This window comes from Mesorhizobium sp. f-mel, assembly GCF_053850215.1.
Window position 1 is genome coordinate 168,480 of record NZ_JBSPTO010000007.1, and the last position, 26,575, is coordinate 195,054.

Annotated in this window: 30 protein-coding genes and 1 tRNA gene; 19 read left to right on the forward strand and 12 right to left on the reverse strand. The window is 62.6% G+C overall.

What is annotated here, in order from left to right; genetic code table 11:
- Positions 1-24: 24 nt before the first annotated feature.
- Positions 25-213: a DUF3606 domain-containing protein gene (locus tag ACWUKX_RS12375; RefSeq protein WP_456006983.1), complete on the reverse strand. Its 189-nt coding sequence runs from the start codon at positions 211-213 to the stop codon at positions 25-27.
- Positions 214-284: 71 nt separating this feature from the next.
- Here ACWUKX_RS12375 and ACWUKX_RS12380 point away from each other — a divergent pair, with 71 nt between their 5' ends.
- Positions 285-1,181 (forward strand): ATP-dependent DNA ligase, encoded by an 897-nt coding sequence (locus tag ACWUKX_RS12380; protein ID WP_456006985.1) that lies wholly within the window; start codon positions 285-287, stop codon positions 1,179-1,181.
- A 1,020-nt stretch (positions 1,182-2,201) separates the two neighbouring features.
- On the forward strand, positions 2,202-2,576 hold the full coding sequence (locus ACWUKX_RS12385) for a VanZ family protein (RefSeq protein WP_456006987.1): 375 nt from the start codon (positions 2,202-2,204) through the stop codon (positions 2,574-2,576).
- A gap of 35 nt (positions 2,577-2,611) precedes the next feature.
- Here the strand turns inward: ACWUKX_RS12385 and ACWUKX_RS12390 are convergent.
- A tRNA-Ser gene (locus tag ACWUKX_RS12390) sits at positions 2,612-2,701 on the reverse strand.
- Positions 2,702-3,123: 422 nt separating this feature from the next.
- On the opposite strand from ACWUKX_RS12390, the gene ACWUKX_RS12395 reads away from it, so the two are divergent.
- The 3 genes from ACWUKX_RS12395 to ACWUKX_RS12405 all read left to right on the forward strand — a co-directional run bounded on the left by ACWUKX_RS12395 (position 3,124) and on the right by ACWUKX_RS12405 (position 5,350).
- Positions 3,124-3,441 carry a hypothetical protein gene (locus ACWUKX_RS12395; RefSeq protein WP_029348109.1) on the forward strand — a complete coding sequence of 106 codons (318 nt, stop codon included), beginning with the start codon at positions 3,124-3,126 and terminating at the stop codon, positions 3,439-3,441.
- 48 nt (positions 3,442-3,489) lie between these two features.
- Entirely contained in the window at positions 3,490-4,152 is a 663-nt protein-coding gene (msrA, locus tag ACWUKX_RS12400) for a peptide-methionine (S)-S-oxide reductase MsrA (RefSeq protein WP_287095660.1), read from the forward strand.
- Between the two features lie 208 nt (positions 4,153-4,360).
- A complete protein-coding gene (locus ACWUKX_RS12405; protein ID WP_456006989.1) occupies positions 4,361-5,350 on the forward strand; it encodes a BMP family lipoprotein in 990 nt (329 codons plus the stop codon).
- Between the two features lie 68 nt (positions 5,351-5,418).
- Here the strand turns inward: ACWUKX_RS12405 and ACWUKX_RS12410 are convergent, their stop codons facing one another.
- Complete coding sequence (locus tag ACWUKX_RS12410; protein WP_287092740.1) at positions 5,419-5,628, reverse strand: SlyX family protein; 210 nt, start codon at positions 5,626-5,628, stop codon at positions 5,419-5,421.
- 315 nt (positions 5,629-5,943) lie between these two features.
- Here ACWUKX_RS12410 and ACWUKX_RS12415 point away from each other — a divergent pair, with 315 nt between their 5' ends.
- The 6 genes from ACWUKX_RS12415 to deoA all read left to right on the forward strand — a co-directional run bounded on the left by ACWUKX_RS12415 (position 5,944) and on the right by deoA (position 12,284).
- On the forward strand, positions 5,944-7,476 hold the full coding sequence (locus ACWUKX_RS12415) for an ABC transporter ATP-binding protein (RefSeq protein WP_128344255.1): 1,533 nt from the start codon (positions 5,944-5,946) through the stop codon (positions 7,474-7,476).
- Complete coding sequence (locus tag ACWUKX_RS12420) at positions 7,473-8,612, forward strand: ABC transporter permease (protein ID WP_456006991.1); 1,140 nt, start codon at positions 7,473-7,475, stop codon at positions 8,610-8,612. The genes ACWUKX_RS12415 and ACWUKX_RS12420 overlap by 4 nt, the downstream gene beginning before the upstream one ends.
- Before the next feature lies 1 nt (position 8,613).
- A complete protein-coding gene (locus tag ACWUKX_RS12425) occupies positions 8,614-9,585 on the forward strand; it encodes an ABC transporter permease (RefSeq protein WP_029348098.1) in 972 nt (323 codons plus the stop codon).
- A gap of 121 nt (positions 9,586-9,706) precedes the next feature.
- Positions 9,707-10,099 carry a cytidine deaminase gene (cdd, locus tag ACWUKX_RS12430; RefSeq protein ID WP_029348097.1) on the forward strand — a complete coding sequence of 131 codons (393 nt, stop codon included), beginning with the start codon at positions 9,707-9,709 and terminating at the stop codon, positions 10,097-10,099.
- 47 nt (positions 10,100-10,146) lie between these two features.
- The gene (locus tag ACWUKX_RS12435) at positions 10,147-10,965 is read left to right on the forward strand and encodes a purine-nucleoside phosphorylase (protein WP_456006993.1); all 819 of its coding nucleotides are present in this window, start codon (positions 10,147-10,149) and stop codon (positions 10,963-10,965) included.
- Entirely contained in the window at positions 10,965-12,284 is a 1,320-nt protein-coding gene (gene deoA, locus ACWUKX_RS12440; RefSeq protein ID WP_455839470.1) for a thymidine phosphorylase, read from the forward strand. The genes ACWUKX_RS12435 and deoA overlap by 1 nt, the downstream gene beginning before the upstream one ends.
- 78 nt (positions 12,285-12,362) lie before the next feature.
- Here deoA and ACWUKX_RS12445 read toward each other — a convergent pair whose 3' ends face one another.
- From ACWUKX_RS12445 to ACWUKX_RS12455, 3 genes are all read right to left on the reverse strand, one after another.
- Positions 12,363-12,926 (reverse strand): TIGR02281 family clan AA aspartic protease, encoded by a 564-nt coding sequence (locus ACWUKX_RS12445; protein ID WP_456006995.1) that lies wholly within the window; start codon positions 12,924-12,926, stop codon positions 12,363-12,365.
- Between the two features lie 107 nt (positions 12,927-13,033).
- Positions 13,034-13,663 (reverse strand): uracil phosphoribosyltransferase, encoded by a 630-nt coding sequence (upp, locus tag ACWUKX_RS12450; RefSeq protein ID WP_029348092.1) that lies wholly within the window; start codon positions 13,661-13,663, stop codon positions 13,034-13,036.
- Positions 13,664-13,768: 105 nt separating this feature from the next.
- On the reverse strand, positions 13,769-14,743 hold the full coding sequence (locus ACWUKX_RS12455; protein WP_456006997.1) for an adenosine deaminase: 975 nt from the start codon (positions 14,741-14,743) through the stop codon (positions 13,769-13,771).
- A gap of 143 nt (positions 14,744-14,886) precedes the next feature.
- Here ACWUKX_RS12455 and ubiE point away from each other — a divergent pair, with 143 nt between their 5' ends.
- The 5 genes from ubiE (at position 14,887) to coaBC (ending at position 19,235) form a co-directional block, all read left to right on the forward strand.
- On the forward strand, positions 14,887-15,663 hold the full coding sequence (gene ubiE, locus ACWUKX_RS12460) for a bifunctional demethylmenaquinone methyltransferase/2-methoxy-6-polyprenyl-1,4-benzoquinol methylase UbiE (RefSeq protein ID WP_456006999.1): 777 nt from the start codon (positions 14,887-14,889) through the stop codon (positions 15,661-15,663).
- 13 nt (positions 15,664-15,676) lie between these two features.
- Positions 15,677-17,251 carry a 2-polyprenylphenol 6-hydroxylase gene (gene ubiB, locus ACWUKX_RS12465; RefSeq protein ID WP_287092737.1) on the forward strand — a complete coding sequence of 525 codons (1,575 nt, stop codon included), beginning with the start codon at positions 15,677-15,679 and terminating at the stop codon, positions 17,249-17,251.
- 75 nt (positions 17,252-17,326) lie between these two features.
- Positions 17,327-17,587 (forward strand): FitA-like ribbon-helix-helix domain-containing protein, encoded by a 261-nt coding sequence (locus ACWUKX_RS12470; protein ID WP_029348087.1) that lies wholly within the window; start codon positions 17,327-17,329, stop codon positions 17,585-17,587.
- Positions 17,584-17,991: a type II toxin-antitoxin system VapC family toxin gene (locus tag ACWUKX_RS12475; protein WP_065011426.1), complete on the forward strand. Its 408-nt coding sequence runs from the start codon at positions 17,584-17,586 to the stop codon at positions 17,989-17,991. Before ACWUKX_RS12470 ends, ACWUKX_RS12475 begins: the two co-directional genes overlap by 4 nt.
- A gap of 26 nt (positions 17,992-18,017) precedes the next feature.
- Positions 18,018-19,235, forward strand: a complete 1,218-nt coding sequence (gene coaBC / locus ACWUKX_RS12480) for a bifunctional phosphopantothenoylcysteine decarboxylase/phosphopantothenate--cysteine ligase CoaBC (protein WP_456007039.1) — start codon at positions 18,018-18,020, stop codon at positions 19,233-19,235.
- Here coaBC and ACWUKX_RS12485 read toward each other — a convergent pair.
- The 4 genes from ACWUKX_RS12485 to rpsU form a co-directional block, all read right to left on the reverse strand.
- A complete protein-coding gene (locus ACWUKX_RS12485) occupies positions 19,232-20,668 on the reverse strand; it encodes an MFS transporter (protein WP_456007002.1) in 1,437 nt (478 codons plus the stop codon). The two genes, coaBC and ACWUKX_RS12485, sit on opposite strands and share 4 nt — an antisense overlap.
- A 283-nt stretch (positions 20,669-20,951) precedes the next feature.
- Positions 20,952-21,425, reverse strand: coding sequence for a DUF992 domain-containing protein (locus ACWUKX_RS12490; RefSeq protein ID WP_455839465.1), 474 nt, complete (start codon positions 21,423-21,425; stop codon positions 20,952-20,954).
- Between the two features lie 164 nt (positions 21,426-21,589).
- Complete coding sequence (locus tag ACWUKX_RS12495) at positions 21,590-22,435, reverse strand: tetratricopeptide repeat protein (protein ID WP_455839464.1); 846 nt, start codon at positions 22,433-22,435, stop codon at positions 21,590-21,592.
- A gap of 150 nt (positions 22,436-22,585) precedes the next feature.
- Positions 22,586-22,858 (reverse strand): 30S ribosomal protein S21, encoded by a 273-nt coding sequence (gene rpsU, locus ACWUKX_RS12500; RefSeq protein ID WP_023675331.1) that lies wholly within the window; start codon positions 22,856-22,858, stop codon positions 22,586-22,588.
- Positions 22,859-23,260: 402 nt separating this feature from the next.
- On the opposite strand from rpsU, the gene ACWUKX_RS12505 reads away from it, so the two are divergent.
- Both ACWUKX_RS12505 and ACWUKX_RS12510 read left to right on the forward strand, forming a co-directional pair.
- Positions 23,261-23,770, forward strand: a complete 510-nt coding sequence (locus ACWUKX_RS12505) for a ferritin-like domain-containing protein (RefSeq protein ID WP_029348076.1) — start codon at positions 23,261-23,263, stop codon at positions 23,768-23,770.
- A complete protein-coding gene (locus ACWUKX_RS12510; RefSeq protein WP_456007005.1) occupies positions 23,757-24,200 on the forward strand; it encodes a DUF6766 family protein in 444 nt (147 codons plus the stop codon). Before ACWUKX_RS12505 ends, ACWUKX_RS12510 begins: the two co-directional genes overlap by 14 nt.
- Positions 24,201-24,284: 84 nt before the next feature.
- Here the strand turns inward: ACWUKX_RS12510 and ACWUKX_RS12515 are convergent, their stop codons facing one another.
- Positions 24,285-24,671: an SET domain-containing protein gene (locus ACWUKX_RS12515; protein WP_456007007.1), complete on the reverse strand. Its 387-nt coding sequence runs from the start codon at positions 24,669-24,671 to the stop codon at positions 24,285-24,287.
- 121 nt (positions 24,672-24,792) lie between these two features.
- Positions 24,793-25,551, reverse strand: coding sequence for an SDR family oxidoreductase (locus ACWUKX_RS12520; RefSeq protein WP_456007009.1), 759 nt, complete (start codon positions 25,549-25,551; stop codon positions 24,793-24,795).
- A 197-nt stretch (positions 25,552-25,748) separates the two neighbouring features.
- On the opposite strand from ACWUKX_RS12520, the gene ACWUKX_RS12525 reads away from it, so the two are divergent.
- A complete protein-coding gene (locus tag ACWUKX_RS12525; RefSeq protein WP_456007011.1) occupies positions 25,749-26,489 on the forward strand; it encodes a hypothetical protein in 741 nt (246 codons plus the stop codon).
- Positions 26,490-26,575 lie beyond the last annotated feature (86 nt).

A 26,575-nucleotide genomic window follows, 5' to 3' on the forward strand; every position in this document is an offset into this window, starting at 1 on the left:
CTCGCGCCTCCGAGAGTTTGGTCATCATTGTGCCGGCAATGCTTTCGCGGCGGCGGTCAGGGTCGCCCGATCGTTGCCGTGCTTGCGGATCAGCTCGCGCACCTGCGTCGGCGTTATGTTGTTCTGCAGAGCGAAAAAGTTCACCTCATAATCGTCGTTCGCCGATATCTTGTTGCGGTCGCGAAAGTCGCGTTTGCTTTTGTCGTCTGCCATATCGCACGTCCTTTTAGAATTTCGTCATATTCACTATGGCTAATATACGCCAGTGACCTAGACTAGGTTCCATGCGTAGGCGGGCAGTGGCCGGCACCGGCCGGCTAGAGTTCATCCACCCGATGGAGCCCAAGCTGGTGGCCAAGCCGCCCGAGGGTGACAACTGGATTCACGAGATCAAGCTCGACGGCTATCGTGCCCAGATCATCATCAACGGCCCCGAGGATATCCGCGTCTATGCCGAAACCGGTAAGGACTGGACGCGTAAATATCTGGGCATCGTGGAAGCGGCGACGGAGCTTGAGGTCAAGAACGCCATCATCGACGGCGAGGCGGTCGTCACCGACAAGGCCGGTATGCCCGACTTCAACGCGCTCCAGAACGCGGTCCACAACAATCCCTATGGCATGTACCTCTGCGCATTCGACATTCTGCACCTGAATGGCCATGATTTGCGCGACATCGGCTGCAAGGCGCGCCGCGAAATTCTTGGCGGCATCATCAAGCCGAACAGCCGGATCCAGTTCAGCGAGGCCATGCCTGGTGACGCCAAGTCAATCTTTTATCTCGTCGAGCAGGTCGAGCTTGAGGGGATTGTCTCGAAGCGCGCCGACAGCAAATACCGCAGCGGCCCGACCTCGAACTGGCTGAAGACCAAGAGCTTCACGGTCGACGAATTCGAACTGCTGGGCATCGAGCGCGAGCCTGGCAATGCAGCCTTCGCACTTTTGGCACAGCCAGGAACTGGGAAATATCTCGGTACCGCCTTCATCACCTTGGGCCGCGACATGAAGGAGCGGCTGTTGAAGCGGGTTCGAGAGCATGCCGGGCCGCCGCCGGAGGCCATGAAGAAACGGCCGGCGACCCAATGGGTCAGGCCTGGTGTAAAGCTGCGCGTCAAGCATCTCCGTGGCGACCACACCCACATACGCCAAGCGTCGCTGCTGGGTTTCAGTGACGAGAGCTAGTGCGCCTGTCTGCGCTCTTTGAGCGTTGACGAGATCTGACTTCCCCGAGCAGCTCGCGCTCGTTGGTAGTTACGTTTCGAAAGATTGCGACAATCGTCACCGCTAAGGCTTCGGCATCCCGGCTAAAAGGGTCGATGACTTCATCTGCGCAAAGCTGATCAAACACGCGTTCACAAATAGCCAAATCGTGAGGGCTGAGGCAGGTGCGAGTGAAACGCCGTCGCGGCATTTGCGAACCTTCGGGGCCCGCTGTCCGTGCAAAAGATAGTGGGCCTTCACAGCCGAACCGAGGGAAACGAGAGTCCGGCCTCGTGCAAGAAACGCGAGTCGCTGACTGTTTGTTCCCGGCTACCAAAATTGGTTAATTCCGTACAAGTGAGCGGGCGGTGTAGATAGATGCTCAACCGGTGTCAAAGTCACCTCCGGCCATAGGGCTGATGTATCAGACCTTCAGCTTCCCGATGACGCTCGTGAACCGGACGTATTCGCCGTTAGGCTTGCTTGATCATCAGCGCCCCACCGATGGGCGGTCCAGTATGCGGCGGCATGTTTCCCGATTTCGCGGCTTTCCGGTGCTCGGCAATCCGGTCCAGAAGTGCTTCGCTGCCCGCCGGCCGCCCAGATGCCGACATCGGCTGCGCGGCAATGCAAGTCGAGCCATGCTTTCAATCTACACACTGCGACAGCCGAGCAAACATGGCAAAAAGTGCACTGTCAACGTGATTTATGTCACCGTAATTTTATTCCAGCTTTGGCCGGCTGATTTTTTCTGCGTACTGGATCTTCCGATTTCCCGGATGCTCCCACAGTCCTTCTCCCCTCGCGGGCATAGGCGTCATCCCGTTGGCCCGATGCGTTGGTCGTGGAATGCCCGCGCGCTCCGCCAGAGGCGCGCGTCTTTCATCTGTTCGGCCGATGCGCCGGTCCGTTGGAGGGTAGAGATTGAGAATCTGCCTTAGCGCTAGACCGCTTCGTGCTGGCGGTCGCCTCTGCAAACTTCGGATGAAGGGCTGACCTATATTGTTGCGCGCAGGTTCATATCCGATCGCGGCAAGGGTTGCTTTCCTTGTCGCGTTGGCCGGCGTTCTCCTGCTCGCCCTTTTTCCGGAGTGGCTCCTGCAGAATTTGGGAGTGCCCTTCACGCATCATGGCAAGCTCGTCCACGCCGCCGCATTCGCTGTTTTGGCGGCCTTGGGAAGTCTCGGCTGGACGAAACACAAGGCAAAGCTGATTGTTGTCCTCGCATTTTCGGGCCTGGCGATTGAAGTTGTTCAGGGCGCGCAACTGATAGGGCGCGGTCCGGATGTATTCGACTGGATTGCCGACTGTGCTGGCATGGCCTGCGGGATCACAATCGCAAGCTGGACAAAGTGGCTCGCTGGAGGGCTGCCATAGTCGCCCGTTGGCCCAGATCAGTAGTGGTGCATGGTTGGCGGAGAGAGCGGGATTCGAACCCGCGTTACGGTTTCCCGTAAACACACTTTCCAGGCGTGCGCCTTCAACCACTCGGCCACCTCTCCGTCTTAGCATTTTCACCGCGGCCGGTTTCGCCGCGCGGGTTGGGGAGATGCGTCTCCCTTCGGGGATTCGGTCCGGAACTCCGCACCGTGGGCGCCGTCAACCAGCGGACACCCTTTCCCCGCACCTCGAGCCGTCAAAGCAACAGGCGCGGGGCTCATCTAGTCGATCCGGTGCCGAATGCCAAGACATAACGGCACTCTATTCGCTTTGTCGGACAGGGATGCTCTGTCCATGTCACCAGTGCTGCCTTGGCAGCCGATCGCCGCGATCGGCGGCGGTGACTTTGCCGACTGGCGCCTCAGTGGCGCAACCGGCGGCGTGGGTTCACTTCGCGTGTCGCGATTGCGGATAAAGCGGGCAGATCCTATTTATCAGGCCGATACTGGCATTTCTGATAAGCTTCCGGGGAGGTAAGGTCTGGATGTTCCGCTTCGTCTTCCGTCTCGCGGCACTGGTCGCGCTTTCGGTTTCCGTCATCATGGCGGTGATCGACGCGACACGCTCGGTGGCGGCCTCCGCGCTGGTCATGACCCCGCTCAACACGAGCTGGCTGGCCGTCTCGCCGGATACGCGAAGCACCTTCGAAAGCTTCGTCCGCGACAAGCTTGGCCCGCTGCTATGGGACGGCGCCATCGCTTGGGTGCTCAACCAGCCCGGCTTCGCCGTGTTCGCGGTGCTTGCCTTCATTCTCTACATGATCGGCTACAGGCGGGAGCGGCCGACCGGGCGGTTCGCCTAGACGTGATAGCTTTCCAGCGCCCCAAACAAAGAGAAAGGGAGACCGCACATGTTTCTCAGCGACATGCTGAACAAGAAGCTCAATCTGCCGAAGCCTGCCGAGGCGCTGCCGGGCCGCGCCAAGCCTATCCCGACGGCATCCAAGCACTTCGTCTCGAAGCGGCCGCTCAAGGGGCCGTATCCCGAGGGGCTGGAGACGGCGATGTTCGGGCTGGGCTGCTTCTGGGGCGCCGAACGCCTGTTCTGGCAGGTCGATGGTGTCTGGGTCACGGCCGTCGGCTATGCGGGTGGCGTTACCCCCAACCCGACCTACCAGGAAACTTGCACCGGCCTTACGGGCCATGCTGAAGTCGTGCTCGTCGTTTACGACCCGAAGATCGTGTCCTATGCACAGCTTCTGAAGCTGTTCTGGGAAAGCCACGACCCGACGCAGGGCATGCGCCAGGGCAACGATGTCGGCACCACCTACCGCTCGGCGATCTACACGTTTGGCGATGCGCAGCACCAGGCGGCGATCTCATCGCATGACGCTTATGAGGCCTCGTTGCGCGGCGCGGGCCGCGGCAGGATCACCACCGAGATTGCTCCGGCACCGGAGTTCTATTTCGCTGAGGAAGACCACCAGCAATATCTGGCGAAGAATCCCTACGGCTATTGCAATCTGCAGGGCACCGGCGTCACCTGCGCCATCCCGGCTGCCGTCTCCGCTTGAGGCCTTTGGCGAGACGATGATCCGTGGCGCCGGGATACGGCGCCACGCTTTTCCAAAGGTCAAAATTCCGCGTGAATTTTGTTTCGGGCCGTGCCAGATTGGCCCGAAGCGGGAGGAAGACACTCCTGTCTGATGTCGCCTGCCTGCCGGAGAACCGGGCAGGCAGGCGGTGCATAACGGAAAAAATAACCGACAGGGTGTGGATCACATGAAACGTATCGTTCTCGGCCTACTGGCCGCAACTGCGATGGTTCTTCCGGCCTTCGCCGCGGACATTCAGCCAGCACTTCTCTATGATCTCGGCGGCAAGTTCGACAAGTCATTCAACGAAGCGTCCTACAATGGCGCCGAAAAGTTCAAGGCCGAAACCGGCATCGCCTATGTGGAATTCGAGGTCAGCAACGCGACCCAGCGCGAGCAGGCACTGCGCCGTTTCGCCGAGGACGGCCGCAATCCCATCGCCATGGCGGGCTTCTCCTGGGCAGATGCGCTGGAGAAGATCGCCGTCGAGTTTCCCGAGACCAAGTTCGCCATCATCGACATGGTCGTCGACAAGCCCAATGTCCGCTCCGTCGTCTATAAGGAGCAGGAAGGCTCCTATCTCGTCGGGGTGATGGCTGCGATGGCCTCGAAGACCAAAAAGGTCGGCTTCATCGGCGGCATGGACATTCCGCTGATCCGCAGATTCGGCTGCGGCTATGTCGGCGGCGCCAAAGCGGCCGGCGCGACCGATGTGATCCAGAACATGACCGGCGACACGCCGGCAGCCTGGAACGATCCGGCCAAAGGGGGCGAGATCGCCAAGACGCAGATCGACCAGGGCGCCGACGTGATCTACGCGGCGGCAGGCGGAACCGGTGTCGGCGTGCTTCAGGCGGCAGCCGACGCCGGCAAGCTCGGCATCGGCGTCGATTCCAACCAGAACGGCCTGCAGCCCGGCAAGGTGCTGACCTCCATGGTCAAGCGCGTCGACGTCGCCGTCTACAACACCTTCATGGACGCTAAGAACGACAAGTTCACCGGCGGCATCAACGATCTCGGCCTCAAGGAAGGCGGCGTCGACTACGCTTTGGACGACAACAACAAGGCGCTTGTCGACGACGCGATGAAGGCGGCGGTCGAAAAGGCCAAGGCCGACATCATCGCCGGTACTATCAAGGTGCACGACTACATGTCGGACAATGCCTGCCCCTATTGATCGTGAGATTGCCGATCTGATCGAAACCGCCGGGTGAAAGCCCGGCGGTTTTGCTTTTCTCAGTATGCTCACCAATGCGGCGGCTTGGTCACCGGCACGTCGGGTGCGGCCTGTTCCTCCAGCGCCAGGAAGCGGTCGGTCAGCGCATCGAGCTTGCGCTGCATGCGCTCGATCACCTTCCACTGCTCGGCGATCTGGCCGGACAGTTCCTCGATGATCTTCTCCTGCTCGGCGGCGCGGATTTCCAGCGTCGTCAGCCGGTCGGAGGGCATGGTCATCTGAAAAACCTCGGTTTCTTGCTGCGCAACTCTCAAGAGATGCGAATTTCGGGATTCGCCACATTAGAGCGACATGCGTCCAATTGGACGCCGAAAATACGCTCTAAGCCTTACAATCTTCGCGTCGTGCTGCTGAAAATCCAACCCGATTTTCAGGCCGATGCGATAGCGTTGTGAAGGCCGCGGCCACGTTCGAAATTGACAAGCGGGCGGTGATTTGTCGAGAGTGAACGCTGCTCCGGCCAATTGGCACAGACGGGGCGTCATGCTAGGCGTTTTGACCAAGCGATAAAAAATAAGAGTGGGACAGGCTGCATGGCGCAAGCCGCAATCGAGTTGATCGGCATCAACAAGAGTTTTGGCGCCGTGCGCGCCAACCGCGACATCAATCTGGAGATCGTGCGCGGCACCATCCACGGCATTGTCGGTGAGAACGGCGCCGGCAAGTCGACGCTGATGTCGATCCTCTATGGCTTCTACCAGGCCGACAGCGGCGAGATCCGCGTCGGCGGCCAGCCGGCGTCGATCAAGACGCCAAACGACGCCATCGCGCTCGGCATCGGCATGGTGCATCAGCATTTCATGCTGGTCGACAATTTCACGGTGCTGGAAAACGTCATTCTCGGCGCAGAAAGCGATGCCCTGCTGAAGAGGAGCATCACCAAGGCGCGGTCGGAGCTGGAACGGCTCGAGCGCGAATACGGGCTGGAGGTCGATCCCGACGCGATCATCGAGGAGTTGCCGGTTGGCCTGCAGCAGCGTGTCGAAATCCTCAAGGCGCTGTATCGCGGCGCCGAGATCCTGATCCTCGACGAGCCGACGGGCGTGCTGACGCCCGCAGAAGCTGACCATCTGTTCCGCATCCTCAAGCAGTTGAAGGAGCAGGGTAAAACGATCGTGCTGATCACCCACAAGCTGCGCGAGATCATGGCGATCACCGACACGGTCTCGGTCATGCGCCAGGGCACGATGGTGGCGACACGGGAAACCAGGAAGACCACAGTCGAGGAGCTGGCCGAGCTGATGGTCGGGCGCCGCGTGCTGCTCAGGGTCGAGAAGGGCGAGGCGGAGGCCGGCGGCGTCAAGCTCGCGGTCAAGAACCTGACAGTGAAGGATTCCCGCGGCGTCACCATGGTCGACGACATCTCCTTCGATGTGCGCGCCGGCGAGATCGTCGGCATCGCCGGCGTCGCCGGTAACGGGCAATCCGAAATGCTCGAGGCGATTTCCGGCATCAGGCGCGCCGTCTCGGGCTCCGTCATGCTCGACGGCAAGCCGATCGATCTCACCGGGGCCGCCGATCCCGGCGAGCTGCGCGACCGCGGTCTCGCCCATGTGCCGGAAGACCGTCATCATGTCGGGCTGGTGCTGGCCTTCGAGGAGAACGAGAATTCGATCCTCGGCTATCACGACGACGAACGATATCTGAAGGGGCCGTTCCTCGACATCGACGCGATCCGCAACGACGCCAGGGACAAGATTACCAAATACGACATCCGTCCGGCGGATTGCCGGCTCAAGACCGCCAATTTCTCCGGCGGCAATCAGCAAAAGATCGTGCTGGCCCGGGAGATGGAGCAGGATCCGGGCGTGCTGATCGTCGGCCAGCCGACGCGCGGCGTCGATGTCGGCGCCATCGAATTCATCCATAAGCGGCTCATCGCCATGCGCGACCAGGGCAAGGCGGTGCTGGTGGTGTCGGTCGAGCTCGACGAGATCCGCTCGCTGTCCGACCGCATCCTGGTGATGTTTGCCGGCCGCATCGTCGGCGAGCGCGGACCGGAGGCGACCGAAGGCGAGCTCGGCCTGCTGATGGCCGGCGTCGAGCGCCAGGAGGCGGCGGAATGAGCACGCCTTACGCAAAGCTGCCGGCCTGGGCCGATTACGGGCTGATCCCGGTAATCAATCTCGCCGTTGCCTTCGTCGTCGCCGGCTTCGTCGTGCTTCTGGTTGGCGAAAATCCGTTCCGCGCTGCCGCCGTCCTGGTCGAGGGCGCCTTCGGCCGCGGGCAAGGCATTGCGTTTACGCTTTTCTACGCCACCACTTTCATCTTCAGCGGGCTGTCGGTGGCGGTTGCGGCGCATTGCGGCCTGTTCAACATCGGTGGCGAGGGCCAGGGTTATATCGCCGGTCTCGGCATCGGCATCGTCTGCCTGGCCTTCGACAGCGTGCTGCCCTGGTGGCTCACCTTCCCGCTGGCGATCATCGCCGCCGCGGCTATGGGCGCGCTGTGGGCGCTGATCCCGGCCTATCTGCAGGCCAAGCGCGGTTCGCACATCGTCATCACCACCATCATGTTCAATTTCATCGCTGCCAGCGTCATGGTCTACGCACTGGTCGGATTCTTGAAGCCGGCCAATTCGATGGCGCCGCAGACACGCACCTTCCTCGACGGCGCGCAACTGCCGAAGCTCAACTGGGTCATCGAATTGTTCGGCGCCAAGATCCGTTCGGCGCCGTTCAACATCAGCTTCTTGCTGGCGCTGGCCATGGCCTTTCTGGTCTGGGTGCTGATCTGGCGCACTAGGCTCGGTTACGAGATGCGCACCTACGGCCACAGCTCGAAAGCGGCGCGCTATGCCGGCATTTCGGAGACCCGCATCATCATCATCGCGATGATGATTTCGGGCGCGCTCGCCGGCATGATGGCGCTCAATCCGACGATGGGCGACCAGCACAATGTCGCGCTCGAGTTCGTTTCCGGCGCCGGTTTCGTCGGCATCGCCGTGGCGCTGATGGGGCGCCTGCACCCGGTCGGCATCGTACTGGCGGCAATCCTGTTTGGCATGCTCTACCAGGGTGGCGCCGAGCTCGCCTTCGAGATGCCGGCGATCAGCCGCGACATGATCGTCATCATTCAGGGCCTGGTCATCCTGTTCGCCGGCGCGCTCGAGCACATGTTCCGGCCCTATGTCCAGGCGCTGTTCGCCGCACTCAGCCCGAGATCTGTCGGCATGGAAGCGATCAAGGGGAAGGGTGCCTGAGATGGACATGTTCAACGCCATCATCCAGGTTCTGGACTCGACGATCCGCCTGTCGGTGCCCTTGCTGCTCGCATGCCTCGCCGGCCTCTATTCGGAGCGGGCCGGCATCTTCGACATCGGGCTCGAGGGCAAGATGCTGGTCGGCGCCTTCGCCGGTGCCGCCGCAGCCTCCGTCTTCCATTCCGCCTATATCGGCCTCGGCATGGCCATCCTCATCTCGGTCGCTTTCGCGTTGGTCCACGGGTTTGCCTCAATCACCCATCGCGGCAACCAGATCGTCTCCGGCGTGGCGATCAATTTTATCGCCGCCGGATCAACGATCATGCTCGGCCAGGCCTGGTTCCAGCAAGGAGGACGTACGCCGGCGCTTGCGCCCGACGAGCGGTTCGGGGCGATCATCTGGCCCGGCGCGGACGCGCTTAGGGGGGTGCCGATCCTCGGCCCGATATATTCGGAACTCATCTCCGGCCATTCCGTGCTGGTCTATGTCGCGTTCCTCGCCGTGCCGTTCACCTGGTGGGTGCTGTTCCGTACCCGCTTTGGCTTGCGCATGCGCGCGGTTGGTGAGAACCCGGCCGCGGTCGACACCGCTGGCATCTCGGTCGCCTGGCTGCGCTACCGGGCGCTGATCTGCACCGGCGTGCTCACCGGCATTGCCGGCGCCTACCTGTCGATGGTGCAGAATGGCGGCTTCGTGAAGGATATGACCGCCGGTAAGGGTTACATCGCGCTTGCCGCGCTGATCTTCGCCAAATGGAAGCCGGTCAATGCCATGTTCGCCTGCCTGTTGTTCGGCTTCCTCGACGCGCTGTCGATCCGGCTGCAGGGCACGCCGCTGCCGCTGATCGGCAAAGTGCCGGTGCAGCTCATGCAGGCGCTGCCCTATATCCTCACCGTCATCCTGCTCGCCGGCTTCATCGGCAAGGCGATCCCGCCGCGGGCCGGCGGCGTGCCCTATGTCAAAGAACGCTGAGCATGGCCGCGAAAAGTGGAAGCCGGTTTTCGGATCGGGCCATGCGAAAAAGGAAAATATGAGCATGACTTCGAAAAGTGGAACCCGTTTTTCGGACAAGATCATGCGAGGGAAAAACTAAATGTCGCATGATCTGTTCGAAGCGGCCAAGGCGGCCATGGCCAAGGCCTATGCGCCGTATTCGAAGTTTCCGGTCGGGGCGGCACTGCGCACCGAGGACGGCCGCGTCTTTACCGGCGCCAACATCGAGGTCGCGTCCTATCCGGAAGGCTGGTGCGCCGAAACCACCGCGCTCGGCCACTACATCATGGCCGGCGGCGGCAGGATAACGGAGATCGCGGTGATCGCCGAGCGCACGGCGAAATGCTCACCCTGCGGCGGCTGCCGGCAGCGGCTGGCCGAATTTTGCCGGCCGGAAACCAAACTCTATCTCTGCGACAGTGGCGGCGTGGTCGAGACCGTGACCATGGGCGACATGCTGCCCTACGGCTTCCAGGGCGACATGTTGAAATGAAGAGCTGGTTGAAATGAAGAGCTGGTTAAAATGAAGAGCTGGTTGAAATGAAGGAGGCGCTTGATCGTCTCGTCGAAAGGCTGGACGGGCTGGCGCCCGCCACCGCGCTGGTGCTGGGGTCGGGTCTTGGCGGGCTTGTCGAAGAGGTCGAGGACGCTGTCCGCATTTCCTATGCCGAATTGCCGGGCTTTCCCAGAAGCGGCGTCACCGGCCATGCCGGCGAGGTGGTGGCGGGACATTTCGCCGGCACACCAGTGTTGATGCTGTCCGGCCGCGCTCACTACTACGAGCACGGCAACGCGGCTGCGATGCGGCCGGCGCTGGAGGTGCTCGCCGGCCTCGGCACTTCGAACCTGATCCTCACCAACGCCGCTGGCTCGGTCGATCCGGACATGGGGCCAGGCTCGGTGATGCTGATCACCGACCACATCAATTTCTCGGGCTCCAACCCGCTGATCGGCGAGCCAAGCGACCGCCGCTTCGTCGGCCTGACCGAAGCCTATGATGCCGGCCTTCGCGCGGCGATCGAGACGGCGGCGAAGGCTACCGCTACCGCCCTGCACAAGGGCGTCTATATGTGGTTTTCCGGGCCATGCTTCGAGACACCCGCCGAGATCCGCATGGCGCGCGTCATGGGCGCCAACGCCGTCGGCATGTCGACCGTGCCGGAGGTCATTCTCGCCCGCTTCCTCGGCTTGCGGGTCGCCGCCTGCTCGGTCATCACCAACCTTGCAGCAGGGATGACCGGGGCGGAGCTTTCGCACCAGGAGACCAAGGACATAGCGCCGGTTGGCGGCGCGCGTCTGGCGACGATCCTCCAGCGTGTGTTCCAGGATGGCTTGCCGGAGCGTAAGGTCCCGGCCTGATGCTTCCCCAGGAAATCATCCGCAGCAAGCGCGACGGCCACAAGCTGTCGACGCAGGAGATCGCCAGCTTCATCGAAGGCGTGACCGCAGGCGCCGTCTCGGACGGGCAGGTCGGGGCCTTCGCCATGGCGGTGTTCTTCAACGGCATGAGCCGCGACGAGGCGGTGGCGCTGACGCTGGCCATGCGCGACTCCGGCGACGTGCTCGATTGGTCGAACCTGCCGGGCCCAGTCACCGACAAACATTCGACAGGCGGCGTCGGCGACAATGTCTCGCTGATGGTGGCGCCGATCGTCGCCGCCTGTGGCGCTTATGTGCCGATGATTTCCGGCCGTGGTCTCGGCCATACCGGCGGCACGCTGGACAAGATGGACGCCATCCCCGGCTATATCAGCCAGCCGGATGTGGCGGGCTTCCGCAAGGCGGTGCTCGAGGCCGGCTGCGCCATCATCGGCCAGACCGCCGATCTCGCGCCCGCCGACCGCCGGCTCTATGCGATCCGCGACGTGACGGGAACCGTCGAATCGGTGCCGCTGATCACCGCCTCGATCCTGTCGAAGAAGCTGGCCGCCGGCCTGCAGTCGCTGGTGCTCGACGTAAAGGTCGGCAACGGCGCCTTCATGGAAAAGTCGCGCGACGCAACAACACTGGCGAACAGCCTGGTAGAAGTCGCCAATGGCGCAGGACTGAAGACCTCAGCACTGGTCACCGGCATGAACGAGCCGCTGGCGTCGGCAGCCGGCAACGCGGTCGAGGTGCGCAACGCCGTCGATTTTCTCACCGGCCGCTTCCGCGACCGGCGCCTGGAGGATGTGACGCTGGCACTGGCCGCAGACATGCTGCAGTCTGCCGGGCTGGTGTCGTCCAACCAGGATGGCATGCGGCGCGCCGCCGAGACGCTTGCCGGCGGCGGTGCCGCCGCCGTCTTCGCGCGCATGGTGGCGGCGCTCGGCGGCCCCGCAGATTTCGTCGAGAATCCGGAAAAATACCTGCCGAAGGCGGCGACTGAATTTGCGGTCAAGGCGACCGAACACGGCTTCGTCACCGGCATCGCGACCCGCGACATCGGGCTCGCCGTCGTCGGGCTTGGCGGGGGGCGCATACGGCCGGACGACAGGATCGATCATGCGGTCGGCATCACCCGGCTGTTGCCGGTCGGCGCGGAGGTGCGCCCCGGTGAGGCGCTGGCGCTGGTCCATGCCCGCAATCCCGCGGATGCCGAAGCGGCCGCGGCCGCCGTGCTTTCGGCCTATGCGATCGGTGCTTCGAAGCCGCCTGCGGAAAAAACCGTCATCCGGCGGATCCTGCCGCGCGGGTGATCCGGTCAGCAAGGCTCTACCTTCTTGTTGGACGATGATCGTTCCGAGAACCGGTTTCCACTTTTCCGGGATCTTGCTTCACTGGACGAGCAGCAGCGCGCCGTTCTCGACCTGGTACTTTTCAAGCCGCTGGAGAAAGCTCAGACCGATCAGGTTGGTGCGCAGGGCCTTGTCGTCGAGCACCACCGCCTGGACGCCGTCGACCGTGATCTTGCCGATCTGCAGCCGATCGATGGTCACCAGGGCAGCCCTGATCGCGCCGTTGGCGGTGTTTACCTCGTGTTTGAAGTCGGACACGTTCAGCGAGATGCCGATCCTGCGCGCCGTCGAACTGTTTATGGCGACGAGCGTCGCGCCGGTGTCGATCATGCCGTCGACCGTTCGACCGTTGAGCCTGAACGCCGACGTGAAATGCCCGCGCACGTCAGCGGCGACCACGACCTTGCGGCCGAGCGGCCGCGGCGTCGCCGGTCTATCCGGAACCGTGGCCAGATTCAGATCCGTTTGCGTTTCGACTGCCGGCCTGGTACCGACCGTCGATTTCAGCAGGCCATCGAGCATCTGCGGATTCGACTGATAGAGGATCGGGAACGACGCCGATGCTACGGCGAGCATGCCAAGGATGATAAGATTGCGCAGCATGGACCGGCCTTCGTGAAGGCCCATGCTTATCGCGGTATGGTGTTTGCCGCTTTAACAGATGCGGAAAGCGGCCGTTTGCGTAAACGATCGGTAAACGAGTGGCACGGTCATTTGGTCCCGTACATGCGGTCTCCGGCGTCGCCGAGGCCCGGCATGATATAGCCTTTCTCGTTGAGCTGGCGGTCGATGGAAGCGGTGAAGACCGGAACGTCGGGATGCGCCTTGATGAAGCGCTCGAGGCCTTCGGGGGCAGCCAACAGGCAAAGGAAGCGGATGTTGGTGGCGCCGCGCCCTTTCAGCTTGTCGATCGCCGCGATCGCCGAATTGGCGGTCGCCAGCATCGGATCGACGACGATCACCAACCGGTCGGCGAGATCGCTCGGCGCCTTGAAGAAATACTCGACCGCTTCCAGCGTTTCGTGGTCACGGTAGAGACCGATATGGGCGACGCGCGCCGCCGGCACCAGGTCTAGCAGACCTTCGAGCAAGCCGTTGCCGGCGCGCAGCACCGAGGCGAAGACCAGCTTCTTGCCTTCCAGCGTCGGCGCTTCCATCGTCTCGATCGGCGTTTCGATCGTCGTCGTCGTCAGCTCGAGATTGCGAGTGACCTCGTAGCCGAGAAGCAGCGAGATCTCGCGCAGCAGCCGCCGGAAGCCGGCCGTCGAGGTTTCCTTCTTGCGCATGATGGTCAGCTTGTGCTGGACAAGCGGGTGGTCGACGACGGTGACGCCCTGCATGGTGTTCTCCTGAAATCCCGGCTGCCTACGCGAACCCTAGCGACAATGCGCTGGCCAAGGAACCGCCTGCTGCCGCCGACCACAGCTTTTGCCGAAAAAAGAGAGTTAGCGGGCGGCGCTGTTGAGGCGGGTGAGAAGCGCTGTCCTGGTCTTCTTGTCGACGAAGGCGGCCTCGATGGCGGTTCTGGTGACGGCGGCGAGCGCCTTGTCGTTCATCGAAAAATGCTCGGCGGCAATGTCGTATTCGCGCTTCAGCGACGTCCAGAAATAGGGCGGATCGTCGGAGTTTAGCGTCACCTTGCAGCCTGCCGCCTGCAGTGCCGGAAAAGGGTGATCGGCGAAACTGCCGAAGACCTTCAGCGCGACGTTGGAACTGGGACAGCATTCGAGTACGACGCCTTCGTCGGCGATGCGCCGGACAATGTCGGGGTTCTCGACGGCGCGCACGCCATGGCCGATGCGGGCGGGGCGGATGTGATCGAGTGCGGCCTCGACGCTCTCCCAGCCCATCAGTTCGCCGGCATGGACGGTGATGCCGAGGCCGGCCTCCCGCGCGATTTCGAAGGCCCTGACATAATCCTCCAGATCGCCCATCCGCTCGTCGCCGGCGACGCCGAAGCCGGTGACCAGCGGATGCCCGCAGCGGGCCGCGAATCGCGCCGCCTGCTCGATCGATTCGACGCCGGTATTGCGCACCCCGGTGACGATCATGCGGCCCTCGATGCCGGTCTTGGCCTTGGCGCGCGCGATGCCTTCGCCGAGCGCGTCCGTATAGGCCTTGGGCGACAGGCCGGCCTTGCCGGCGTGTTCCGGCGAGGTGAAGATCTCGGAATAGATGGCGCCGTCGCGGGCGAGGCTGGTCAGGTAATGATCGGCCAGCCGGGCATAGTCCTCCTCCGTGCGGAACAGGTCGGAGGAGAAGTCATAGGCAGCGAGGAATGAGGTGAAATCGTGCCAGACGAAAGAGCCATTCTGAATGTAGCGCGAGGTGTCCTTGCCGTATTTCTGCGCCTGGCGGATGACGAGTTCGGGCGCCGCTGCCCCTTCGATATGGCAGTGCAGTTCCGCTTTCAAAGGCATGCAATCATCCCGTCAGGTCTCCAGCTCGTGACATAAGTACGATTTCACGACCGAGAAGCGCGGCCGAACACCGCGCCTTAAACAATAGCGTCGGCACCATCGATCGGCTATGGTCCCGCCGGTTTTATGGCGGATCAAAAATAATGTCGGTTGAGAGAACCACGGCCGTTGGCGGCATGGAAACGTCCTATGGTTTCAAGCGTGTAGGGGCGGGCGAGAAGCAGTCCCTGGTCAATGACGTTTTCCACAAGGTCGCGAACCGCTACGATCTGATGAACGACCTGATGTCGGCCGGGCTGCACAGGCTGTGGAAGGACGCCATGGTCACATGGCTCAATACACCGAAACGACCGGGCTGGAGCGTTCTCGACGTTGCCGGCGGCACCGGCGACATCGCCTTCCGCATCGTCGAGGCGAGCGGCAGGAACGCCCATGCCACGGTTCTCGACATCAACGGCTCGATGCTCGCCGTCGGCCGCGACCGGGCCGAGAAAAAGGGCCTGACGGCAAACACCGATTTCGTCGAAGCCAATGCCGAGGAGCTGCCTTTCACTGAGGCCACATTCGACGCCTACACGATCGCTTTCGGCATTCGCAACGTGCCGCGCATCGATGTGGCGCTTGCGGAAGCCTATCGCGTGCTGAAGCCCGGCGGGCGCTTCCTCTGCCTCGAATTTTCCGAGGTCGACATGCCGCTGCTCGACAAGGCCTATGAGGCGTGGTCGTTCAACGCCATCCCCAGGATCGGCAAGGCGGTGACCGGCGACGGCGAGCCCTATTCCTACTTGGTCGAATCGATCCGCAAATTTCCCAATCAGCAGAATTTTGCGGCGATGATTTCCCGCGCCGGCTTCGACCGCGCTTCTTTTCGCAATTATTCCGGCGGCATAGCTGCGCTTCATTCGGGCTGGAAGCTTTGAGGCGAGCGCAGTCATGAGCAGTGTCGGCGCTGGTTTCAGGCTCGTGCGGGCCGGCTGGGTGCTAGTCCGCGAAGGCGTAGTCGCGGCGCTGCCGGGCGACGAGCTCTTCGGTCTGCCGAAACTCGGCTGGCGGATGGCGCGGCTGTTGACCCGCCGCCGCGCGCTTGCCTATGAGCGTGGCGACCGGCTGGCCAAGGCCGTCGTCCGGCTCGGCCCATCCTATGTCAAGCTCGGCCAGTTCCTGGCGACGCGGCCCGATGTCGTCGGCAACGACATAGCGCTCGATCTCGCCATGCTGCAGGACAAGATGCAGACCTTTCCGCAGGCCGAGGCCATAGCTGCGATAGAGGCTTCGCTCGGGCGCAAGGTCGGCGAGCTCTACGCCAGTTTCGGCGAGGCCGTCGCCGCCGCGTCGATCGCTCAGGTCCATATCGCCGAAACCCTGCAGGACGGCGTCGGTTCGCGGGTGGCGGTGAAGGTCATCCGGCCGGGCGTGCGACGCCGTTTCTTTCGCGATCTCGAAAGCTATTTCCTCGCCGCCCGTCTCCAGGAAAAATACATTCCGTCGTCGCGCCGGCTGCGTCCGGTCGAAGTGACCCAGACGCTGGCGCAGACCACGAAGATCGAAATGGATCTGCGGCTCGAGGCGGCAGCGCTTTCGGAACTCGGCGAGAACACCAAAGACGATCCTGGCTTTCGCGTCCCGTCCGTCGACTGGGAACGTACTGGCCGTGACGTACTGACCATGGAATGGGTCGACGGCATCAAGATGAACGACATTGCCGGCCTCGCTGCCGCCGGCCATGACCTGAAGGCGATCGCCGTCAACCTGGTCCAGTCGTTCCTGCGCCACACACTGCGTGACGGTTTCTTCCACGCCGACATGCACCCGGGTAACCTGTTCGTCGAGCCCGATGGCACCATCGTCGCTGTCGATCTCGGCATTGCCGGCCGGCTCGGCAAGAAGGAGCGCCGGTTCCTCGCCGAAATTCTCTACGGCTTCATCACCCGTGACTATCTGCGCGTCGCCGAAGTGCATTTCGAGGCCGGCTACGTGCCGCGCCAGCATAATGTCGCGGCATTCGGCCAGGCGATCCGGGCGATCGGCGAGCCGATCCACGACCAGCCGGCTGAAACCATCTCGATGGCCAAGCTCTTGGCGCTTCTGTTCGAGGTGACCGATCTCTTCGACATGGCGACGCGCTCCGAGCTGGTGCTGCTGCAGAAGACCATGGTGGTGGTCGAAGGCGTCGCCCGCACCCTCGACCCGGCCTTCAACATGTGGAAGACGTCCGAGCCGGTGGTCGGCGGCTGGATATCGGGCAATCTCGGCCCGCGTGCTCTGCTGGCCGACGCACGTGACGGCGCCAGCGCGCTGCTGGCGCTGGCCCGCCAGGCGCCCGACCTCGCCGCCCGCACCGAGCGGCTGTCGCGCGAGATCGATTTGATGGCCGAACACGGGCTGCGTTTCGATGAAAGGACGGCGCGCGCCATCGGCAAGGCCGAGGCGCGCTACACCCGCTCCGGCCGGCTGGCGCTGTGGGTGATCGCGCTGGCAATGGTCACGATTGCGTGGAAGCTGCTCTGAATGCAAGCAATGACAGCAGTGCTGTCATTGCAGTCATGCCGCTTATTGCCTATGTTAAGGCCAAGGAGCGTAGCCATGAGCACGATAACAATCCGCAATCTTGACGAAAGCGTAAAGCAGGTGCTTCGCGAGCGCGCTGCCGCGCGTGGCGTTTCGATGGAGCAGGAAGCGCGGGATGCCTTGCGTGAGGTGGCGATCCCGAAAACCAAGCTTGAGAATGGGGCGTGGCGGCTGAAGGCGTCACGTGAAGAAATTTTGGCGCTCGGACGGAAGTTGGAACGTCCTTTTGACCTCAAGGCGCTCACTGATCATATGTGGGACGAGGGACTTCTGTGACAGTCGCAGTCGATACGTCGGCATTGATCGCAATCATTGGCGCAGAGCCGGATGCGGCTGCGTTCGTCGATGTGTTCGGAACCTCACCTGCTGCACTGATAAGCACTGCGACGCTGCTGGAGGCGCATTGTGTAGCGAGCCGATCAAGCGGTAGCGTCAATGCTAGCGAGTTCCAAATGCTTATCGACCGTCTTGAGTTGACGGTAGTTCCTTTTGATTTGGCGCAGCTTGAAGTCGCACGGCTTGCCTACTCTCGTTATGGTCGTGGATCTCGCCATCGTGCTGATCTCAACATGGGCGACTGCTTCGCCTACGCCTTGGCCAAGACGCGAAACCTCCCGCTGCTTTTCAAGGGCAATGATTTCATCCATACCGATATCGAACCGGCTCTGAGGCCGGCATGACATTGGACAAAGAGCTGGCCTCGGGCATGACCCTCTCCGGCAAGCGCATCCTGCTCATCATCGGCGGTGGCATCGCCGCCTACAAGGCGCTCGACCTAATCCGCCGGCTGCGTGAGCGGGGCGCCGCCGTGCGGGTGGTGATGACCGCTGCAGCGCAGGAATTCGTCACCACACTGTCGGCCGGGGCCCTCTCTGCCGACCACGTCTTCACCGATTTGTTCGACCGCAATGACGAACACGATGTCGGCCACATCCGCCTGTCGCGCGAGGCCGACCTTGTGGTCGTGGCGCCGGCCACCGCCGACCTGATGGCGAAGCTTGCCAACGGCCACGCCAACGATCTTGCCTCCACCGTGCTCATTGCGACCGACAAGCCGGTGCTGATGGCGCCCGCCATGAACCCGAAAATGTGGTCGCATCCGGCGACCCGGCGCAACCGAGCGACGTTGCAGAAGGACGCCGTCGCATTCGTCGGCCCGGCGAAGGGCGAGATGGCCGAGAGCAACGAGGCGGGCGAAGGCCGCATGGCCGAGCCGCTGGAGATCGTCGCCGCGATCGAGGCGCTGCTCGATATCAGTCCGAAGCCGCTCGCAGGCAGAAAGATCATCGTCACCTCAGGTCCGACGCATGAGCCGATCGACCCGGTGCGCTACATCGCCAATCGCTCGTCCGGCAAGCAGGGCCATGCCATCGCGGCGGCGCTGGCTAGGCTGGGCGCCGATGTGCACCTCGTCTCCGGTCCGGTCGGTATTGCCGATCCGGCTGACGTCACCACGCTGCATGTCGAAACCGCGAACCAGATGAGGGAAGCGGTCGAACAGCTGCTGCCGGCCGACGCGGCGGTGTTCGTCGCGGCGGTCGCCGACTGGCGCAGCGAGACTTCGGCCGGCGAGAAGATCAAGAAGGTGGCGGGCGAGGGGCCGCCGGCGCTGCAGATGATCGAAAACCCTGATATTCTTGCCGGTGTCGGTCATCACAGGAAGCGGCCCAGCCTGGTCGTCGGCTTTGCCGCCGAGACGCAGGATCTGGTCAGGAACGCCGAGGCCAAGCTCAGGAAGAAGGGCGCCGATTTCATCGTCGCCAACGACGTGTCCCCCGAAAGCGGGGTGATGGGCGGCGATCGCAACCGAGTGCGGATTGTCTCGAAGGCTGGTGTCGAGGAATGGCCTGAGATGAGCAAGGACGAGGTGGCGACGCGGCTCGCCGCCTTGGTCGCCGAACGGCTTAAGACGATTACTGTCTAGCTCGTCACTTCCTGTGGCCGGGCTGCCGGTCCCGAGATCCTGAGGGCGGCGAGGCATCCCAGAATCCCGAGTGGCACGAAGGCGAGAAACAGCCAGGTGGCGACATTTGCCGCCGCCTCACGGTTCAGGCCTTCGGAAAAACCGCTGGCATTGGCGACGATGCCGGTCAGTGCGGCACCCACCGCATAGCCAATGCGCTGCATGGTCGGCACGGCGGCGGAGGCGATCGTCTGCTCACCATCCCTAGCCGATGCCACGATCACGCGTGTGACGAAGGGCCAGGCAATGCCGAAGCCGCCGCCCTGCAGCAAGGCGCAAAACAGGATCAGCGGAATCGAACCCGCCGGCACGGCGTAGGCGAAACCGACGATGCCGGCCGCGATCATCAGTGCGCCGCCGGTGATGATCAGCCTCTCGCGTTCCGGCGGCGCATTGGCGACGAGGATCGACAGGATCGACCAGGCGATCGATTCGGCGGCGATGATATAGCCGGTGGTCAGGATCGGAATGCCGTGCAGGCTGGTCAGAAGCAGCGGCCCGTAGACGGCGAAGGAACAGGTCGCCACCGAAAAGGCGGCGACCATGGTCATGCCTGCGCCGACCGGCGTGCGCCATGAGAACAGCCGCGACGGGAACAGCCGCGAGCCCGGCTTCAGCGCGTCGATGCGGATGAACAGCGCAAGCCCGATCAGTCCGAGGACCAGCAGTAGAGAGGAACGCAGCAGGGCAATGTCGACCCCAGCCGTGGCAATCAGCACGACGCTGACGGCCAAGCAGCCGAGCGCGGCAAAGGGGAAGGGCGGCGCCGTTCCAGTGATCGCCTGTGGCCTGGTGGCCTCAGGCGTGTCGAGCACGATAAAGCTCGCCAGCGCCATGGCCGTGCCGCCGACCGTGAAGACACCGAAAGCCCAACGCCAGGAGAGCAGCTCGGTCATCAACGCACCGAGCACCGGTCCGCTGAAGGCGGCGACGCCCCAGATCGCCGACATGACGCCGAAAAGCTGCGGCCAGATGGCACGTGGAAACAGCCGCTCGACCGAGACGAAGGCCAGCGACACCAGCGCGCCGCCGCCAAAACCCTCGATCAAGCGCCCGGCCAGGAACAGCGGCATGGAGGGCGCGATGGCGCAGACCAGGGCGCCGGCGGCATAGAGCAGGGCGGCGACTATCATGTTGGTGCGCAGCGCGACATAGCTCACCAGCCGTCCGGCGGCAGCGCCTGCGACGATGGCGCCGAGCTCGTAGATCGCCAGCGACCAGCCGACCAGCTGAACGCCGGCGAGTTCGCCGACCATGGCCGGCATCACCGTTGCCACCATGGTTTCGTTGGTGGCGTGCAGCAGGATGCCGAGGCTGATGAAGCAGAAGCGCGCCAGATCGCCGCTCGCCCACAGCGCGCGCCAATCGACCCTGTTTGTGCTGGTTTCGGTCACCCCGCCCTCCGACACTTCCTTATACGCCGATTAAAAATGGTGGAGCGCTCTTCGATTCCAACAAGCACGCGGCGCTTCGGGGGCAGGTTGTAAAACCTCAACCGCAGTTGAGTTCAAGCGGTTTTTGCGGGTGCGCCGAGATGCTGGCGGGAAGTCAGGGTGATCGAAGATTGGCGATCATGGCGTCAGCGATGATCATCCTTGGCATGGCGGTTTTCCAAAAATCATGCGGCGCGGAACAGTCCAATCCTGTTCCGCGCCGCAGAGCCTCGCTATGGCACGCCTATTTGAAAGAGTGGATCAGCTCCAGTGAGGTGACGGCGACTGCCAGGTTGACACCGGTTTGCGCCTGTACGTTCAGAGGCTGCAGCGAGAACGCGCTGTTCAGTCCGCCGACCAGAAGGTTGGCGCCGCCGCCAGTCACCAGGCTGGCCTCGGCGTTGACGCCATAATAGCTGCCGGCAAGATCGCCGGAATTACTGTCGCGGGTGGCCGCCAGAACCGCCCATATCAATTCGCCCTGGTGCGTCCTGCCGACGTCGACGCCGAGCTTGGAAATGACCCCGGTATAGGCTTCGGGGGGACCGCCATGATGAGGGCGAAAGGTGCAGGCCACGCCCTTGTTGGATGTGACGATGTAGCCGGTGCCGCCGTCGATGGTGCAGTCGAGCACGCCGAGTTCCAGTCTGCCCGCGCTGGCAGGGGCAGCGAGCACCGTGGCGGCGAGGGCGGCGGCACAGGCGAGTTTCTTGATCATGGGAGGGGTCCTTTTCGCGAATAGCCTTGAACAACGGCTGAACATCCCGAGCGTTCCGCCGAAAACTTGGCGCGATCAAGGCGGGGGTCAATGCACAGTCATTGAAGGTTTCGAAGCCATGCCAAACGGCAGGCCTGCCATATCAGGCCCAACGCTGCCGTCGGTCAGCCGGTGCTGGTGCGCGCCAGGCCGTCCTTGGCCGGCTGGTAGGTGGGGTTGAGGCGCACTGCCTCGCGGTAGGATTTTGCCGCCTTGGCCTTGTCGCCGCGCCGCTCGTAGATCAGCGCCTGGTTGGACCAGGCCTCGGCATTCTTGCCGTCGAGCTTGATCGCCATGTTGATGTCGGCGAAGGCATTGTCCTCGTCGTTCATGGCGAGGTAGGAGAGGCCGCGGCCATTGTAGGGGTCGGCGGCGTCCGGCGCCAGCGAGATGGCGGTCGAGAAATCCTCGATGGCGAAAGCGTGCTGGCCCTGGCTCTGGTAGATCAGGCCGCGATTGTGGTAGGCGCGGGCGTCTGTCGTGTCGAGTTGGATCGCCTTCTGGAAATCGTTGAAAGCTTCCTGGATGCGGCCGGCTTTGCGGTAGAGGTTGCCGCGGCCGATATAGGCGGCGTCATAGTCGGGATTGATCTGGATCGAGCGGTTGTAGTCGGCAAGCGCGGCCGCCTGGTCGCCGAGAAAGCGCTGGATGAGAGCGCGGTTCGAATAGGCCTGGTAGAAATTCGGATTGAGCTGGATGGCGGTGTCGAAGTCCTTGAGCGCCGCCTGATACTGGCCGCCGCGGCCATAGGCGGAGCCGCGCACATTGTAGCCTTCGGGATCCTGGGGACTGCGCTGGATAACGGCCGACAGCGAGGAGATGTTCTCGGCCGACCCTTGTGCCTTGTCGATGTTGGTGAATTCGCCGGTCGGGGCTGTCTGGCAGCCGGCGAGCGCCAAGCCGGAAAGCAGGGCTGCCGTCAGGGCGAAGCCGCGCATTGCGGTTCTGCGCTCCACGCTTGTTGCGTTCATATCTGCTCTGTCCTCACTGCCCGCCGCGCCGTCAGGTCTGTTCCGTCTCCGAACCGGCCCTCTCCGAACTGGTCGAATTCAACAAAAAGGTGGCGGCGATTACGCATCGCGCCACCTTGGGTATCCTTCGAAAAGGACGAAAAATTGGCGTCAGAACCGCGGCGGACGCGGAGCACCTGCACCAGCAGCACCAGCCGCCACCGGACGCGGCGTCATCGGCAGCAGACCCTCGCGCTGGGCGCGCTTGCGGGCCAGCTTGCGGGCGCGGCGAACGGCTTCCGCCTTTTCGCGGGCGCGCTTCTCGGAAGGCTTCTCATAATGTCCGCGCATCTTCATTTCGCGGAAGATGCCTTCGCGCTGCATCTTTTTCTTGAGCGCGCGAAGCGCCTGATCAACATTGTTGTCGCGGACGAGTACCTGCACGGGCAATCCTGTCTTTCGGGTTTGTTAACAACAGGCAAGTGGCCATAGTCGCTTGCCTCCGCGGCGGTCTACACCACGAATTGTGGCGGCTGATAGCAGAATCATGCCGCTCTGTCCACTCCCGAAACGAAAAACCCGCCTCGGCGGCGGGTCGTCGGCGCAAATCAGCACCACGCGCAAATCAATAGCATAACTGCCGTCAGAAAGCAAGGAATTACGACCTCTGGTAGTAGATTCGCCTGTTCGGTGGCTCTCCGCACCGATGAGCGATCGTTGGCGTTTTCTCCGCCACCGATAAATCCTGCTGCCCAATCCGGCAAACAGTCAGCCTGGCTCTATCAACGAAGGAACAAACCTCGTTCCCCATGGTTGTTTCGCCTAGGCAAGCACAGGAGAACACCGATGTCAGAGACCCGTGAATGGCTCGTCCAGTGGCTCAGGGACGCGCATGCGATGGAGGAGCAGGCCGAAACCATGCTGAACGGCCAGCTGAGCCGGCTGGAGAGTTATCCCGAACTCCGTGAGCGCATTAACCTGCACGTCGACGAGACGAAAGGGCAAGCCGCACGCCTCAGAACCTGCCTGGAACAATTGGGCGAAGATACGTCCACGCTGAAGGACGCGGGCGGCAAGCTGTTGGCCATGGCGCAGTCCCTAAGCGGCGTCTTCGCCGGCGACGAGGTGATGAAAGGCTCACTGGCGAGCTACACATTCGAACATATGGAAATCGCCTCATACACGATCCTCATCGCAGCCGCCGAATCCCTTGGCGAAACAGAAGTCGCCCGGGCCTGCGAACAAAACCTGCGTGAGGAGGAGGCGATGGCCGAGTGGCTGAAAAACAAGCTGCCCGCGACTACGGAGCAGTTCCTGGCTCGCTCGGAGTCGGACAGCGACAATGCCAAACGATGAGGACAACAGGCCGGCGGCCAAGATGACGCCGCCTTCGGTGTGGCGGGCCTACAGCTATGCCTGGATTACCCTCGGCTTCTTCATCATCTCGATCGTCGGTCATTGGGTTTTCGGCTGGTTCGCCTATCTCGACGAGCAGCAAGCGCTCGGCCAACCGCCCGAATTCGGCGGCTATCTGATCGAGATGAGCCGCGACACGCTTGAGAACTGGCAGTCGGAATTCCTGCAACTGCTCTGGCAGGTCGGCGGCCTGGCGTTCCTGCTCTTCGTCGGTTCGCCGCAATCGAAGGAGAGTACCGACCGGATGGAGGCCAAGATCGACGCGCTTCTTAGGCTTGTCGATCCGAAGAAAGGCAAGGAGGCGATTCGCGAGTTGGACCTGCAATATGACGGCCGCCACACCGACGAGCCGCACGCCCACCGGAACTAATCGGGGTTGGAAACGTGGCCCGGAGCCGATCCTCGCTCCGGGTCGTTTGATTCGCAACAGAGCAATTGGCGACAGGCTCTCCCTCTATGCCGTGGCCAGATGAAGCCGCTCGAAATCCTCGAAGAATTCGCCGTAGTCGCAGGTTATTTCTTCACCCGCCGCAATGTCGCGGATCGCGGTTGCGCCACCATACTGCGAGAAATCCGTGTTCGGCCTTTCGGCGTGGTTCATGAAGCGCCCATTGTCGACTTCATAGACCATGAACCCGGGCCGGTCCGGGCTTGGATAGGCATATCTGTCGAGCAATTCCCTGAGATGCGGCGGTGCAGCCTCGTATTTTTCCGTCGGGATCAACCGGTCGAAGTCAGGATCGAGCTGCCAGATCGACGCTCCCTTCCTGATCGGCTCGGCGGCGAATACGCCGACACCCTCGATTGTGCTAGCAGCGATGTAGGTCCTGATCAGCAGCATGTTTTAGGCCCGTCTTCGACAGCATTCTTCGAACAGAAAACGCAATCGCTAAATCGCGCCAAGAAAGCAAGGCCGGTTTTGCAACATGCCGCGTTCCATTGTTCGCCGACGGGAAAACGCCTCACGTTCGGCTGATCGAAACACCGCCATCGGCAAACAGCGCGGTTCCGGTGGTGAAGCTCGATGCATCCGAAGCCAGGTAGAGCGCCGAGCGGGCGATCTCTTCAGGCTCGGCAACGCGCTTCAAGGCATGCAGGTTTTCGACGAAGGCTCGCGATTCAGGTGTCTTGAATGTTGCCGAAGGCGTATCGGTGCCGCCCGGCAGCAGCGCGTTGACCCGTACGCCTTTCGCGCCGTATTCGGCGGCAAGCACCTGCGTCAATCCGATCAGCCCGGCCTTGCTTGCGGCGTAACTGGTCATGCCGGGCATGCCGACGGTATGGCCGACGAAGGTAGAGGTGAAGATCAGCGATCCGCCGCCGCGATCGACCATCGCCGGCACCTGATGTTTCGCGCCGAGAAATGCGCTGGTCAGGTTGGTGTCGAGCGTCTCTCGCCAGCCCTCCAGCGACAACCCCGAAATCGAACCCATCTTGCCGACCGAGCCGGCGTTGTTGAAGGCGATATCCAGCCCGCCGAACCGGCCCACCGCAAGATCGACAAGGGCCTTGGCATAGGCCTCGTCGCGGACGTCGCCGGCAAGAGCAATGGCCGTGCCATCGGCCTCCTCGATTTCAGTGACGAGCGCGTCCAGCTCTGCCTGGCGACGGGCAGCGACGACCACCTTGGCGCCTTCCTCGGCAAAGAGTTTTGCCGTGGCGTGGCCGATGCCGGAACTGGCGCCAGTGACGATGGCGATCTTGTTAGCGAGTGCGAGCATTGTTTTCATCCCTTTCTTCGCGCCAGCGTCGCCGGCGATCGGGATGGTGATTGCAGTCCGGGGCGGGGCGAGCCACCCGATACGTGCGAAGGCATCTGTCAAGATTTCTTGACGCCGGGCGGACGCCAAGCTACCAAAGCCGTCATTCAACATTGCGGGTGGACGCGCCACCCATTCCAATGACCCCCCAAGACATGATGAGCAAGTTGCTGGAGCCCGGCTATGAGGGCGACAGCGAGTTGACGTTCGCTCTTCAATCGGAATTTCACAGAGGCTTTCCCCTTGAAAACCTCCGGCCGCTGCTGACGTCCGGCAACCTTCATACTCAGGCCGCCGCCGCTTTTTTGGTGGCCGAGATCAGCCCCAGGCTAAGCTTCAACATGAATTGCGTTGTCGCGGAGATCGCCGACCTGCTCGACAGCAAGATTGCTGGGATCAGGTTCGATGCAATCGAAGCGCTTCTGGGATGCACGACGCCGGCGGATGGAGCCATTCTCGGCCGTGTCATGCTGCGGCTGGACGACGAACATGCCGGCGTTCGATGGAGGGTTGTTCAATTCATCTGCCTCGCAGAGCGCTGGCAACTACGGCTTGCAGTTGAAAATGCCGCGGTCGTGCGTCCGGACTCGGCTTTTGGGACGTTGGTCAACGCTTACGGCCAGCATTTCATGCCGAGTTCCAAGGACCTACCACGGTTGCTCGAGCATCCGGATGCGCTGTTGCGGCGCTTTGCTGCGGCAGTGGCTATCAGGCCGCGCGAGGTGATCATCGAGCGCTTCGTGGCCATGACGGAGCAGTCGGACGATGCGGAAATTCGTAACATCGCCGCCGATTGCCGCCGAGGTTATCTGCGGCCGACCTATGCAACCGGGCCGTCCATTGTGAAGCGTGCGCCGTCTGAACCGTCAAAAGGCGAAGCTCAGAACAGCGGCCGTTGAAGGCACGGCGCAAAACGGCAAGCGCCGTCGCAAACAGCGCAAGGGTGGCAGCGCTGTTTCGCTAGTGATACACCTCGCGCGCCGGC

What these genes read in the sequence shown, in the direction of transcription:
- ubiE (WP_456006999.1), top strand. Translation starts at nt 14,887, where the DNA reads ATGTCGGTTGAGAGAACCACGGCCGTTGGCGGCATGGAAACGTCCTAT.
- ACWUKX_RS12425 (WP_029348098.1), top strand. Translation starts at nt 8,614, where the DNA reads ATGGACATGTTCAACGCCATCATCCAGGTTCTGGACTCGACGATCCGC.
- ACWUKX_RS12520 (WP_456007009.1), bottom strand. Translation starts at nt 25,551, where the DNA reads ATGCTCGCACTCGCTAACAAGATCGCCATCGTCACTGGCGCCAGTTCC.
- ACWUKX_RS12420 (WP_456006991.1), top strand. Translation starts at nt 7,473, where the DNA reads ATGAGCACGCCTTACGCAAAGCTGCCGGCCTGGGCCGATTACGGGCTG.
- ACWUKX_RS12405 (WP_456006989.1), top strand. Translation starts at nt 4,361, where the DNA reads ATGAAACGTATCGTTCTCGGCCTACTGGCCGCAACTGCGATGGTTCTT.
- ACWUKX_RS12415 (WP_128344255.1), top strand. Translation starts at nt 5,944, where the DNA reads ATGGCGCAAGCCGCAATCGAGTTGATCGGCATCAACAAGAGTTTTGGC.
- ACWUKX_RS12490 (WP_455839465.1), bottom strand. Translation starts at nt 21,425, where the DNA reads ATGATCAAGAAACTCGCCTGTGCCGCCGCCCTCGCCGCCACGGTGCTC.
- msrA (WP_287095660.1), top strand. Translation starts at nt 3,490, where the DNA reads ATGTTTCTCAGCGACATGCTGAACAAGAAGCTCAATCTGCCGAAGCCT.
- coaBC (WP_456007039.1), top strand. Translation starts at nt 18,018, where the DNA reads ATGACCCTCTCCGGCAAGCGCATCCTGCTCATCATCGGCGGTGGCATC.
- ACWUKX_RS12380 (WP_456006985.1), top strand. Translation starts at nt 285, where the DNA reads ATGCGTAGGCGGGCAGTGGCCGGCACCGGCCGGCTAGAGTTCATCCAC.
- ACWUKX_RS12515 (WP_456007007.1), bottom strand. Translation starts at nt 24,671, where the DNA reads ATGCTGCTGATCAGGACCTACATCGCTGCTAGCACAATCGAGGGTGTC.
- ACWUKX_RS12395 (WP_029348109.1), top strand. Translation starts at nt 3,124, where the DNA reads ATGTTCCGCTTCGTCTTCCGTCTCGCGGCACTGGTCGCGCTTTCGGTT.
- ACWUKX_RS12435 (WP_456006993.1), top strand. Translation starts at nt 10,147, where the DNA reads ATGAAGGAGGCGCTTGATCGTCTCGTCGAAAGGCTGGACGGGCTGGCG.
- ACWUKX_RS12455 (WP_456006997.1), bottom strand. Translation starts at nt 14,743, where the DNA reads ATGCCTTTGAAAGCGGAACTGCACTGCCATATCGAAGGGGCAGCGGCG.
- ACWUKX_RS12445 (WP_456006995.1), bottom strand. Translation starts at nt 12,926, where the DNA reads ATGCTGCGCAATCTTATCATCCTTGGCATGCTCGCCGTAGCATCGGCG.
- ACWUKX_RS12505 (WP_029348076.1), top strand. Translation starts at nt 23,261, where the DNA reads ATGTCAGAGACCCGTGAATGGCTCGTCCAGTGGCTCAGGGACGCGCAT.
- ACWUKX_RS12375 (WP_456006983.1), bottom strand. Translation starts at nt 213, where the DNA reads ATGGCAGACGACAAAAGCAAACGCGACTTTCGCGACCGCAACAAGATA.
- ACWUKX_RS12510 (WP_456007005.1), top strand. Translation starts at nt 23,757, where the DNA reads ATGCCAAACGATGAGGACAACAGGCCGGCGGCCAAGATGACGCCGCCT.
- upp (WP_029348092.1), bottom strand. Translation starts at nt 13,663, where the DNA reads ATGCAGGGCGTCACCGTCGTCGACCACCCGCTTGTCCAGCACAAGCTG.
- ACWUKX_RS12410 (WP_287092740.1), bottom strand. Translation starts at nt 5,628, where the DNA reads ATGACCATGCCCTCCGACCGGCTGACGACGCTGGAAATCCGCGCCGCC.
- deoA (WP_455839470.1), top strand. Translation starts at nt 10,965, where the DNA reads ATGCTTCCCCAGGAAATCATCCGCAGCAAGCGCGACGGCCACAAGCTG.
- ACWUKX_RS12525 (WP_456007011.1), top strand. Translation starts at nt 25,749, where the DNA reads ATGAGCAAGTTGCTGGAGCCCGGCTATGAGGGCGACAGCGAGTTGACG.
- ACWUKX_RS12495 (WP_455839464.1), bottom strand. Translation starts at nt 22,435, where the DNA reads ATGAACGCAACAAGCGTGGAGCGCAGAACCGCAATGCGCGGCTTCGCC.
- cdd (WP_029348097.1), top strand. Translation starts at nt 9,707, where the DNA reads ATGTCGCATGATCTGTTCGAAGCGGCCAAGGCGGCCATGGCCAAGGCC.
- ubiB (WP_287092737.1), top strand. Translation starts at nt 15,677, where the DNA reads ATGAGCAGTGTCGGCGCTGGTTTCAGGCTCGTGCGGGCCGGCTGGGTG.
- ACWUKX_RS12470 (WP_029348087.1), top strand. Translation starts at nt 17,327, where the DNA reads ATGAGCACGATAACAATCCGCAATCTTGACGAAAGCGTAAAGCAGGTG.